This is a genomic window from Providencia stuartii (assembly GCF_029277985.1).
In the GTDB taxonomy this organism is placed as follows: Bacteria; Pseudomonadota; Gammaproteobacteria; order Enterobacterales; family Enterobacteriaceae; genus Providencia; species Providencia zhejiangensis.
Genome location: NZ_CP119546.1, coordinates 3,616,512 through 3,629,225 on the forward strand (window position 1 = coordinate 3,616,512; position 12,714 = coordinate 3,629,225).

Annotated in this window: 10 protein-coding genes and 1 pseudogene; 1 reads left to right on the forward strand and 10 read right to left on the reverse strand. The window is 38.5% G+C overall.

The genetic code is table 11. The features are described from left to right. Positions 1 to 29 precede the first annotated feature (29 nt). The 3 genes and pseudogenes from P2E05_RS16295 to P2E05_RS16305 form a co-directional block, all read right to left on the reverse strand. The gene (locus P2E05_RS16295; protein ID WP_196713592.1) at positions 30 to 890 is read right to left on the reverse strand and encodes a helix-turn-helix transcriptional regulator; all 861 of its coding nucleotides are present in this window, start codon (positions 888 to 890) and stop codon (positions 30 to 32) included. Between the two features lie 543 nt (positions 891 to 1,433). After that, the gene (locus P2E05_RS16300; protein ID WP_247047760.1) at positions 1,434 to 1,820 is read right to left on the reverse strand and encodes a hypothetical protein; all 387 of its coding nucleotides are present in this window, start codon (positions 1,818 to 1,820) and stop codon (positions 1,434 to 1,436) included. A gap of 3 nt (positions 1,821 to 1,823) precedes the next feature. Continuing rightward, positions 1,824 to 3,154, reverse strand: a pseudogene (locus P2E05_RS16305) (MFS transporter). 98 nt (positions 3,155 to 3,252) lie between these two features. Here P2E05_RS16305 and P2E05_RS16310 point away from each other — a divergent pair. Next, complete coding sequence (locus P2E05_RS16310; RefSeq protein ID WP_196713594.1) at positions 3,253 to 4,146, forward strand: LysR family transcriptional regulator; 894 nt, start codon at positions 3,253 to 3,255, stop codon at positions 4,144 to 4,146. A gap of 156 nt (positions 4,147 to 4,302) precedes the next feature. Here P2E05_RS16310 and P2E05_RS16315 read toward each other — a convergent pair whose 3' ends face one another. The 7 genes from P2E05_RS16315 to P2E05_RS16345 all read right to left on the reverse strand — a co-directional run bounded on the left by P2E05_RS16315 (position 4,303) and on the right by P2E05_RS16345 (position 12,712). After that, positions 4,303 to 5,403 (reverse strand): ABC transporter substrate-binding protein, encoded by a 1,101-nt coding sequence (locus P2E05_RS16315; protein WP_154623510.1) that lies wholly within the window; start codon positions 5,401 to 5,403, stop codon positions 4,303 to 4,305. A 62-nt stretch (positions 5,404 to 5,465) separates the two neighbouring features. Continuing rightward, positions 5,466 to 7,670, reverse strand: a complete 2,205-nt coding sequence (locus tag P2E05_RS16320; protein WP_276122902.1) for a TonB-dependent siderophore receptor — start codon at positions 7,668 to 7,670, stop codon at positions 5,466 to 5,468. 521 nt (positions 7,671 to 8,191) lie between these two features. Beyond that, entirely contained in the window at positions 8,192 to 8,491 is a 300-nt protein-coding gene (locus P2E05_RS16325) for an HdeA/HdeB family chaperone (protein ID WP_014657621.1), read from the reverse strand. A 317-nt stretch (positions 8,492 to 8,808) separates the two neighbouring features. Beyond that, positions 8,809 to 9,045, reverse strand: coding sequence for a HEAT repeat domain-containing protein (locus tag P2E05_RS16330; RefSeq protein ID WP_276122903.1), 237 nt, complete (start codon positions 9,043 to 9,045; stop codon positions 8,809 to 8,811). Positions 9,046 to 9,269: 224 nt separating this feature from the next. Beyond that, positions 9,270 to 9,707: a hypothetical protein gene (locus P2E05_RS16335; protein ID WP_276122904.1), complete on the reverse strand. Its 438-nt coding sequence runs from the start codon at positions 9,705 to 9,707 to the stop codon at positions 9,270 to 9,272. Between the two features lie 1,540 nt (positions 9,708 to 11,247). Beyond that, positions 11,248 to 12,171 carry a reverse transcriptase domain-containing protein gene (locus P2E05_RS16340; RefSeq protein ID WP_276122905.1) on the reverse strand — a complete coding sequence of 308 codons (924 nt, stop codon included), beginning with the start codon at positions 12,169 to 12,171 and terminating at the stop codon, positions 11,248 to 11,250. Then, positions 12,164 to 12,712 carry a fimbrial protein gene (locus P2E05_RS16345; RefSeq protein ID WP_276122906.1) on the reverse strand — a complete coding sequence of 183 codons (549 nt, stop codon included), beginning with the start codon at positions 12,710 to 12,712 and terminating at the stop codon, positions 12,164 to 12,166. The genes P2E05_RS16340 and P2E05_RS16345 overlap by 8 nt, the downstream gene beginning before the upstream one ends. Between the last annotated feature and the right edge of the window lie 2 nt (positions 12,713 to 12,714).

Sequence of the window (12,714 nt, forward strand, 5' to 3'; positions counted from 1 at the left end):
CTCAATTTTGATAAAATTAAAATAACTCGTTACAAGTGACTAATATAATCTTGTAATTTTTTTTCAAACTTTACCTTTAACCATTCTGGCTCTAATATTTTAATATTTGGGATCCAGTATTGGATTAAAGGTAAAATCTGTTTTTCACTCATTGCAGAACATGAAACTGTTAAATACTCACTATTTTCATCAACAATATACTGATTTGGTAACACATCCCTTCTCTTGAAGTAATCAGATATTGATGATGAAACCTGTACTCGAACATTAAAATTATTATGGCTAGTCCATGGGTCCTTACTTCCCATTAATATATTCAAAATATTATCATCTGGTGAAAATGTTACTTTGCTTACATCTAACCATTCAATTCTATTCAATGAAAATGACTTAAGCTTCCCCTCTTCCATTGCATTCAAGTACCAAATCGTATTGTGACATACCAGTTTATAGGGATGTATTGTCCGATTTTTGTTTTTATAGAGAATATGACATTCTCTTTTATTATCAATTGCATACCTTATTTTTTCATAATGTTTTTTTAAGTAACTCTTAATCTTATGCTCAATACCATTAAATTTAATGAGAACACTTCTATTCTGAATAGTCTCAGGAATACTTTTCAGAAAAGATTGACTAAAATCAGGTAAATACTTATCTATGCCAAAAAAAGAAATCATTTTATAATATTCGACAACTGTCGAAAAACCGTACTTCGAATTCCCTTTATGCTCTAAAATTAAGCTTAATGAATTCAAATCTCGATAAATTGTCCGCTCGCTGACTTTAAAACGAGAAGCTAGCTCACATTTATCGACTTCACCATAAAGATAAGTTTCGAGAATAATTGTCGCTAATCTGACTCCTTGATTTTTTTTATAGTCATCCATTTTATCACCAACTATGATTTAGGTTAAGATTGATTGCACAAAGAATATCAAACTCAGTGACAAATAGCGTCAGTACAAAACTTTTTATCGCATAAGATAATTCTTATTATGCGTTTCTCAATTTTTACTCCCTGTGATTTAAATTGACGATGAGATAAAAACACTTTTACTCAAAAATATTGTCATTTACTGCATGCGCTACAAAAATTAGCGCATTATGTTTTTAAAAAAGACAATCTAAATAAGTCGTTTTTAGTGACACATAACATAACTCATCAAACGAGTCATAATCATCTATTTTGTAATATCTTTATTATTCAAATAAAGAAAATAGGTTAAGTTAACGATAGAAGTGAAATAAGTTCGATTTAAAAAGCAAATTAACGAACGTGTAGTAATGCACTGTAGATAAAATTTGGATGGTATTTATATTGAAATAATGCAAGAAAATAAGCAGAAAAATAGATTAAACAATTAAAAAAAATCATCTAGTTAAGTGTTAGCGTTGACTAAAAGCTAACACTTAAACCTATCAATTAATATTTATTGCTGAGGAGTTTCATGTAAGTATACCCAAAGACAATGCTCTCCATCTACCTTAATACATACTGTGGAAGTTCGTAATAGCCATGAATCCGCTGTTTCATGTCGTTCTTGGTATTGTAGCCAACAATACTCCCCTGTATCTAAAATAGGTTTAATATCAGAAAGCGTGATCTTTAATGAAGGTCTTGTTCCCATATTATGATTAAATAAGGCGTTAATCTGTTCTAAACCGATGCGTTCTCCCTTTATTGTCACCATGGCAAAATTTTTATCAAAGCTAGCTAATAAAGGCCCTAATGCATTCTGATCTTTACCAGTAAATACATTTTCAATCGAAATATGCAGATCTATCACACTCTGCAATGCTTTTTCCATGTTACCCATAGTTTATCTCTCTTTTAATACTGCGACTAATGACAGTAAACCGATAATCGCTGCGGCCATAAAAGTATATTGATAGCGCAATAAGTCATTTTGGACGCTGACGACACTAAAAATAGACACCAACACGACCGTTCCTACACTGAACGCAACTTGGCGATTAATGTTCCATAACACACTACCTTGCAATAAATCCTTCCCTGTAAAATCAATTAATGCACTGATCTGAGCAGTATTAGTACACAGCCCTCCACCTGCTCCCATTAATAAATAAGCAACTATGAGTAAGGCCAAATCTGAGTAACTTGATACCCAAAACAGCAACATAATCCCTAAGCTATGAGTCGTAATTCCTACAAAAAATAGCGTTTTCTTACCAATCTGGTGATAGAGATAACCACCACTTAACATTGATAGCAAAGCCCCGCGGCATATAACAGCATAAACATGCCCGTCTGAGCTGCGCTAAAATGTAAATTATTTTGTAAGTTAAAAATATTGAGTAAATTGACACCGGTAAATACACCAGGTACTGCGTAATAAACAATAAAAGCATTACGCAAATGACTATTTACGAGTAACTGAAAATTCAAAATAGGCGCCGAACATTTTTTGGCGTATTGAAGATATAAAACCAGAATAAAAGCAGAAAATAGAAAACTGCTCAGAGCTAGTACGGTACTGTGATAATCGTTATAAAAGGAAAAAGATAACAACAAGAACAGTAAACTAAAACTCACCATAATCAACCCTAATACATCAGGCTTTTCTCTTTGTTGCCGTCCATCATTTTTCACCCATGACCACGCTAAAATTGCCGCAAATAATGAAAAAGGCAGATTTGCGTAAAATACCCAGCGCCACGAGAATGAATCAATAATCATTCCCCCTACCGCCGGAGAAAATGCAGGTGCAATTAGGGCGACAACCATAATTAAAGTTGAAATACGATGGCGCTCTTTACCTGGAAATAGCTCAAAAACAAGCGCCTGTCCCACAGGGATCAGTAACCCACCAGCAACACCTTGAATAAAACGCCAAATGATCAAGCTATAAATTGAATGGCTCAGTCCACACAATAAAACACTGACTGAGAATAACAGCATAGACAGACTGAGCAGCTTTTGGTTACCTAATTGTCCTGCTAGCCATAAACTCAATGGCATGATCAAGACTAAACCTAAGATATAACTATTAGCGACCCAAGCCACCATTGATTGGCTGGTAGAAAACGCTGAAGCAATATCAGGCAATGCAATCGCTGACATAAAAATATTAATACAGTCGATAAAGAAGCCAATTAAAAAAACAGTTGCGATTTTATATCGATAAGACATACCTACCTCCGGCGCACAAGAGTAGGTATTCCCCCTTTCTTTGTCGATATAAGAGGATTAAACTCATTGTTTAATAATGGCAAACAATCAGACTGATTATGCAAAAAAACCTTAAGCAAATAACCACTTTTCTACAAGTGGTTGATTCGGGATCTTTTACCAAAGCGGCTGATATTTTAGGCATGAGCCGCTCTATGGTCAGTATTGATATTAAACAATTAGAGATACGGTTGAATGTCAGCCTGCTCATACGTAATACACGTAATATTGCCCTCACCGAAGCAGGAAAACATTTTTATGATGACTTTAAACGTATCCAATTAGAGATAGAAGAAGCGTTTGAAAGAAGCCAAAATTTAGCAACCAATGTCACAGGCTTACTGCGTTTTTCATCCACTAATGAATTTGGACAACGTTATATTTTGCCATTACTCCCTGAATTTTGCCGTCTTTATCCTAAATTACGACTGCAATACAGTTTCAATTCTTCATTAGATGATTTAGTCACCGAAAAATTAGATCTTGCAATACGTTTAGGTAATTTAAAAAGCTCATCCCTAAAAATACGTAAAATTGGTGAATACCAAATCTCTATTGTGGCAGCCCCTGAATTATTAAAACACTATCCCGTTAAAGGGATTAACGATTTAGCACAAATTCCTTGGATTACCCATTCATTACTGAATTGGCAAGATACACAATACGTCCTAAAAAATACGCTAGGGGAAAAATACCCTCTTCCCATCATAAAAGGCCAATATGAATCGAATTCGGCAGCGGTGATCCACCAAATGGTACTGGCCTCTCTTGGGGTCGCTATCTGTCCTGATTGGCTCGTCAATGATGATATTCATGCAGGGCGTCTCATTCGTTTACTACCTGAGTTTTATCTACCTTCACAGAATATTCAGCTACTTTATCCCAATAGCACCACTCTACCTGCAAAAACTCGTGTATTTATTGATTACTTAGTTGGAAAATTTAGCCTATAAAAAAGCCGTGTCCTATCGCAACACGGCCTAAAAATAACATTTCTACGGTTAATAACGCTAAAAACGACTCAGCAATTAATAATGAAAGAGCTAGGCCAGACTATGTATGAATGAGCGTCATTAGCAATAGTGAAATATTAAAGTATGACGCATATATTAAAGGGTAATCCAAAACACCCCATTCGCTTTAATAGCCGTAAACTGCTGTAAGAATTCCTGCAAATTTTGTTCAGGCTGTAAAGTTGTAAAAGTTTGCGGATGCATAAACTTAGCCATAGCTTCAATAGCAAAAATATTCATTGGGTTATTATAGAAGTTATGATAAATCGCCATGACATGCTTCTCTTTCACTGCTGTCAGCGATGAAATTCCTTGGCGATCGACAAGCTTAGCCAATTGCTTTTTAGCCACCGTTGCATCTGCATCATAACCCAGTTTAACGGCCGTTGAGCGACGATTAAAATTCTGCCAATCTGCACCGGTTAATACATAAAATTCAGGGTTTAAGGTAATAATATTTTCAATTGAGCTTTCAGCACCTTTAGCCGGAAAACTGTCTTCCACTAAATTGTTACCACCCGCAAGGCTTGCTAAAACCCCAAAACCTGAACGACCATAAAGTTGGCAACAACTATCGGCAAATAAGCCTGCATTAGCCTCAATTAATACCGACGGATACGGTTTTTTTAGCTGCCCTTCAATGGCGGCTAGTTTTTCTTGGTACAGTGTCGCAAAGCGGTTTGCACGTTCCTGAGTTCCTAATAATTCGCCTAATAACACAATACTTTTTGGCGTGTTATTGGCGATATCCATACGGAAGTCAATAAAAATAACCTTGATCCCTGCGGCTTCCAGTTGTGGCATAAATTGGCTATCGCGCATCGCTGCATAATTAGATTTATGCATTAATACCACTTCAGGCGCCAGCTCAAGTAATTTTTCAATTTGAATGCCCGTTTCGCGGGTTTTTCTTAAGGTTGGTATGTTAGCTAATTCAGGAACCGCAGAAAAATAAGCCTGTTTTAAATCAGGCGCATACTGTTCTAACGAATCACTCCAGCCAACAATACGTGAGAAAGCATCTTTTCCCCCCGCAATATCGACCGATAAAATATCTCGCCCATCGATCAAAAATAGTTTGTCGACGGGAAGATCGACACTCACTTTGCGGCCTTGTAAATCAGTCATCACAGTGGGCGTTTTAGCTGATGCAATCACACTGACTAAACATAGTAACCCAGTTAATAGCCATTTCATTCAATAACCTCATTGAGTCATAAAGATGAGCCATCAATAAGATGGCTCACAAGATATTCAACTTAAAACGTCACACTATAATTCAACGCAAAAGTTCTTCCTCTACCTTTATAGGTATACAGATCTGCTGCACCATAATTCGGACTATATAATTTTGGCGCACGTTGCCCCCAAATCGTGGTGTAATCTTCATCCAGTAAATTTTCTACCGCAAAACTGACTTTACCAACTGGCAATAAATAACTGCTTAAGAAATCCACGGTATTATAACCATCAAGCTTGTTACCATCCGCATCGGAAACATTAAAGGTTTGCTGGCTTTGTAAACGTAGAGACCAATCATTTGGCTCCCATCCCACATATGCAGTGACTTTTGATGGGCTAGCAAATTTAACGCTCCATTTCTCCCATTTACCATCCACTTTGGTTTCTGATTTTTGCAGATTAAAGTTACTACCAACACTCCAATCACTATCTTCAAAGAAATAATCAACAGCCCCTTCCACGCCATAAATACGACGTTTATCTGACTTCATATAGATAGTCATATCCGCGTTATTAATGTCATAACTTCTGTCTGACAATGAATAATAAGCGGCAATTTGTGTGCGTAAATTATCTCCAGTATAGCGCCACCCCAGTTCATAGGAGTCAACTTTAATACCTTTCACTTTAGTATCATTAATATTAACGCTATTTTCTAATGCAAGATGCCCATTAGCATCTGGGGTTGCTGCATATTTCCCTGTTCCATAATATTTGGCAATATCGGGAATTTCAAAACCTTGAGAGAAATTAAACCATGTTTGCTGGTTTTCAGTTAAATTTGCCAATAAGCCTGCATTAAATAACAAGTTATTATAATCGGTATTCCCCCCCGGCACTGCATCGGCAGATTTAATTTTACCTTCTGCTATTTGCTGTTGTTGCGCATACCCAACAAAGTCATCCACTTTGTTTTCAGTATATTGATAGCGCACACCGCCGCTTAAAGTGAATATTGGATTAATATCGTAGCTACTTTGCAAGAAAGCGGCCATATTGGTTGTGGTATAACTTGGATAACGCCCAACTTGATAGGCTTTTTTCAAATCCATGCCACCCGATTCTTTCGCTTTATCTAAATTAAAGAACATTTGATTAGCACGAAATTGTTCGTGCTCAGCGTCAGCACCATACGTCAGCGTCAAATGATCAACCGGCTCGCTATTAAACGTCAGCTTAGTGCCATAGAAATTGGTTTTTTGATCAGAGGCGCTAATACTGGTGACATCCTTTGCCTTATTTAGCGTAGGGAATGGATAGAATTTTTGTGACTCATCACGATAATAAACTTGGGCAACAAAATCTTGCCCCCAAAGGTCACCATTCGAATATTGTAAATTCAGCATGTGACGCTCAGTCCCAGGTAAGCGATCTGAATTTAATTTATCACTATTATGAGCCTCGCCTTGGCCTTTCACCGCCGCAAAATCTTTGCCTAAATAAAGCCCATGTTTACCATCGGACTCACTTTTATAATATTGAACCGTGGCTTGTAGCTGCTGATTATCATCAATATTAATAACCCCAGCGCCCATGACATCCAAGCGGTCAGAAAATTGTAGGCCTGTTTGTGTATTATCAATATTAATTGCCTTACCTTTGCCATCATACCAACCACCATAACGTTGATAGGCAACGGATAAACGACCATGGGCGTTTTCATTCCCCCCACTCATGGCCGCGGCAATATTTTCATCATGATCTTTGCCATTACTAAAGCCGGTTTTTCCGCCAATTTGTAAGTCGACTTGTTTTTCTTCTTGGCCTTTTTTGGTGACAATATTAATTAATCCACCACTACTACCGCCACCATATAAAGAAGTGGCGCCAGAAATCACTTCAATATGGTTAATATTAAACGGGTCGATAGAATCTAATTGGCGGCTATCACTACGTGAAGAATTTAAACGGACCCCATCCACCATCACAATCATTGAGCGGCCACGCATATTCATACCGTAATTAGTACGCCCTTGACCGCTAACACTCATGCCGGGGATCAATTGTGACAGAATATCTTTTAACTCTTTACCTCCTTCTGCTTGCTGTTCTATTTCCGCATTATCGATAACCCAAGTAGTTTGAGCCATCTCCGACACACTTCGATAAGAACGCGTTGCCGAGACAGTCATTTCATCTTGTTTGTTTTCTGCTGCGAATGTTGCTGGTGCAATAAAAGAAGCAAAACATGGAGAGAGTATCCAAAGATGCCTAATTTTCATGTGCCTAAGATCCTAATAGGTTGTCGTGTTTTTTTACAGGCCGCTGCCGATAACATTACGGCTTTTTATCCGGCTAAATTAGCGGATAATTTTAACTGATAATAAACATACTATTAAGAACTATTATCATTCTTGCGTCTTTTTTTAGACATCGCCGACGGAAAGAAGAGGGAAAAGCAGAATATTTATAAATCAGAAAAAGAAATGTTGGAGAAGGTCAGACAAAAAGCAGGATTATCGAATCTTGAATTGCCATTAATGGACACTTATAAATAAAGTGGCTAGAAAGCGTTGCTCTAATTAAAACGATATATAAAACAAATAGTAGGGTGTTTGCCTTTAATTAAACTAAAAACAAACACCACATTAACAAGGCTTTGATTTTGTACTACCCATGATATTTCAAGTGACAACGTTGCTGATTAGGTTCGCTCGTACTCGCCACAACATTTATCTGTGCTTAACGACTTGCTCACTTATCACCTAAGTTAAACTCAAATTATTTAGGGTATAAACTTAACTTATTTTTTTGACGCTAAGTAATCTTGTAGTGTGCCTTCAGGATGTTTCTTACAGAACTCAACGATTTGTGGCGCTTCTGCAACACTCTGTTCTGTTAACGCAACATAATCGCCACCTTTAAATTGTGTATCCATATTGGTGATCCACAATGCAACAGGTGCCCAGCTTTGTGGGTTCAGGTTAATATATTCCTGACAAGTCATTTTTTCAGGCGTGACAATATTCGAGTCCGCAGCCATCGCATTAAAAGAGAATGCTGCCATTGCAGCTAAAACGCTAGAGATAACAATCTTTTTCATTATAAACCTCTTATGTGTATAAATAATGCATAACAATGTGGCTGTTTATTTTTATCACAAACTTATTAAAGTTTATATAATCTTATTAGGATAATAAGATTATAATAAAACAAAAGCGACCATCCAATTAAGTCATTTTAATAACAAAAAATAAGTCATTATTAATGACAACTAATTAACAACATAACAAAAAATTTTTTGCTGTTAAAAAGCTGAAATAAAAATACATACTAAAGAGAGTATAAATTATTATTGTTTAATATTTTTAAACTAATTAAAGGTTGGTCAATATCATAAAATTAATTTATAAGAGAGCCTCAGTCATTATATTTAACTAAGCGACTAAAATGCTCAGATAGCTTGCTTAAAGAGCGGATGGAAGATACCGCCACTTCTTTATTTGGATCTTTGCATAGTTCAATTAATCTAATCACTGCATCTTGTTGTTCTATTGTCGCTTTATAATCACCCAATGCGGAGATCGCCGCGATCTTGACATCATCGTTACCACGAAAGGTTAACTCGATGAGTGTCCCTATAATTTGTTTTTCCATGAGTTTGCTCGTTATAACCAATTTGTAAATAAAATTTTATTATCATTTTAAATTAAATCAGCAACAACATTCATCCGTATTAAAAAATATTTAAGATAACTAATTTCTAAATAACACTTATTATGTTTATATTTTGATAGTTTTCAATATAGTTAAAATAAAGAGTCATGTCTTACCTAAAGAAGCTACACTATTATTTTATTAATAAAAGAAGCACATAGTGGCTAATAATAATACAATTCGATGGTTGATGAACCATCCAAATGCTGTGGTGTTGTTAAATCTAAATTCTGTTTATCTGTAATATAAGCTTGTATTATTAATACGCCATCTAATTCAATAAAAGGAGTAGGAACTGCGGCTGCAATATCTATACCATATGAAAAATATGACGCAGTCCCTGTAAATAAACTCCCTCCATTACCTTTAAGCTCAGTTTCTTGATTCCACAGCGTTGATTGTTCTGGCCGCGTTGGAGTCCAATATTTAGCTTTAGCATCCTTTCCATCCAGTCGAATATGGGTAAAAGGTAAATTTAACATATAGCCGCCAATCTTTTTATTTTCATTGCCGCCTAATCCGGCAACAAATGCTTGCGTGACGTTCGGCCAACCTAATGGGAGGTTTTCCCTAATCCTAATGAGAGGAGTTATGAGATCCACAACAGAACGGTACTCACAGGCATACGGGATAAAAAGAATAGTAGTGGGGAATTACCACATGGATTGCAGTTTAACAACGTATGCACAAACTAAACCTTGATACACACGAAACCAACAAAATTAGTGTTCTTTTGGAGATAGGGCGATGGCAGATCCCGGTCACAGGGTTTCGGCCATCTCCCACGTCGAGCTCAATTCCCAAGGTCTGGATAGATTGAGACAATGGTATGGAGCCCAGCAATTTACTTCTTTTCAATATTGCATCAACTAGGGTTGATCACAACGATAATAGAACCTCCATAGTCGCCCGCATCTGGGGTCCCGCTGGTGGTTATTCGTGCGCCCAATGATACAGATCGCACAGCATTTGCTGCCACATCCACAGTCTTCTGTAGAGTAGACACCCCATCAAGCTCTATGTTAAATCGGACCGGCCCATCATCGATCACATTGTGTACTAGTCCAATGCTAACGGCGGTAGCTCGCGAACATCGAATATCGATCATGTCGGTCATACTCAAGCCTACAAGAGACGTCTTACTCTGGGTCCCGAAGTCAATCTGGTTTGGAACGTCATACGTACAGTAAGTCGGTTCTGGAGGAATGGACCCATCTAGGTTGCTATACCCACCGCGAACAACGTACACCGTGCAACCCCTATTGAACGGGCTACTGCTATTCCCTTCACATGCACTCAAATAGCCAAAGGTCTGTATTTCGCCGCCCCCAAAATATGTATACTTAGTAGGTGTATCGTCGGTCTGTCGCCCCACCTTGTGCGCACCTATCCCGCAGCCTGGGAAGCCAGGTCTTCCACATTTAATCTCCGGAAGGTCTACAGGCATATACGCGAGCAGCGCATCCTCACCACCAACATTATAAATTCCGCCATTCACAGAGGACGGAGAAACGCTAGCGCACCCATGGGGCTTTTGAGCCCGTCCACTTTCTATGACCACATTCGTCCCCCCCGTCGTCCCTAGGATTACAGGTGCATAGGCCCATGTCCTAGGAGCCACCCAGACCCCCCAACTGATCGTGCATCCAACCAGTGGCATCGGGACGCCGGGTTTAAACGGAGTATCATCTTGGGCTACCAGAACACCAGCTCCCAAAGACAAAGGAAAGAGGCCAACGGAAAACCACGTGGGGACTGGCGAGAAGTAATTTCTGTAGCTATCGCCATCATCACCGAGGCAGCCGCTCCCGCTCCCACCGCAACGCCACGTGATTGCGTCCGGCGATACTAAAGGAGCGGGCAGGCCCCGACCGTCCATTTTATCAAAGCGAAATTCGGCCCCACCTTCGTCGATTCGATATCCCGTCCTGGTATTGGGCATTTCGAGTTTCCTAGCAAGCCCGTCTGTCGTCACAGACAGCAGTATCAGCGTCAAAAGCACGGAAGTGCGCACAGGTCTTCTCCTTTTCACGGCATGTTATCAAAGATAGCTAAGAGATGGCGTAAGCGACCCGAATCGGTCTTCAGATTACAGCTCATCGCTAATTGCTCATAATCACCTTGTAATTTCAAAAACCTACACTAATCATCCGTTTGCGGGTTACGAATGTCATATGTTCGCTCATAAAGCCGTAGGCGTTTTTCTTTTTCAAGTTGTCGTTCTTTAGCACGCGCTAAAGATCGTGGCGAACGTACCATGTCGGTATCCGTAAACCACATTCCCAACCAATCAAACCCTTTCTCAATGCGACCCATTTGGGTTTTATTAGGATGACAGGTAAAGTTATCTTGTGCTAAAACATTTTGTAATATCGCTATCGCGCGCTTTAAGGGCCAGCGCGTTGGCGATAACAGCAAAAAATCATCCATATAGCGTTCATAGAATATTCCTCGGCATTGGCTAAGTGCCGTATCTAAGGTAAATAAATAGCTCCCCCCAATTAATGGGCTAAGAGCACAACCTCGGCAAATTCCTTTATTAGGTGAGAAAAATTCACCGTGCTGCTCAACGCTATAGTTAATATATTGGTACAACAAATTCAGTAATATTGGCGAATCTGTTTGTTGTTGACACCATTGCCATAATCGTTGTTTAGGAAAATGCTCATAATAACCTTTGATATCAGTACGATACACAAATTGTAATTGTTTGGTTTCAATTGCTTTTTTCGTTGCAATAACGGAAGCTTGGTAACCACCATGTCCTTTCAAATGCCGACATGCCGGATGCTTAGCTAATAATGGCGTTAAGCATAAGGCTGCCCATTTGAAGATTAAGGCATCTTCCGCACACCACTGCACCGTCCGTCGGCCATTCCATGCCGTGATAACCTGCATAGGTTTTAATCGGTATGAGCTATTACAAACCGCTTGCCATAAGCGTTTTCCTATAACACGCCAATGAAAACGCAGGTGCCAAACGTCGGTATTAGCCGGATAATGTTGCCGCCGTTGACAAAGCCAGTGATAGGCTAATATCCAATTGTGACGCCACTTATCATTCATACACTAGGGTATAAGTCAGCGTAGCGCTAAACCAACCAGGCTTAATGGTTTTATTTTTTAATGCATCAGCATCCGCTTTTAAATAAGCACGTATTGGAATAACCATATCACCGTCTTTAATTGGATAAATAGGCTCAACTTTCGCATCATTAATAGGTAATGGCTTACCACTCATGGTTTCTAAACCGATCACTACCCCACTGGCTTCACTTTCAGGATCAAATTTTAATAAGCCATCCGCTGTTGCATTCCCATTAAATTTAGCTGAGATGGTATTACCTAAAGAGGTGTCGCAATCATCAAGATAAAAATCAAACTCTTTATCGCTATATGCGCCACGTTGCCCTGTATATAAGTCTTTCGCATTAACGTTCTCACCAAAATAGACATAACCATTTTCAGAGCCAGGATTAACAGTACAAGGCAAGGCAATCAAACTACCGCTATATTCGATGGTATTACTGCTTTCAGCAAAGCTAGCTGAAGGTAATATCCCCATTAAGGTAAAAAGAAAACCACTAATAAAACTCTGCTTTTTCATCA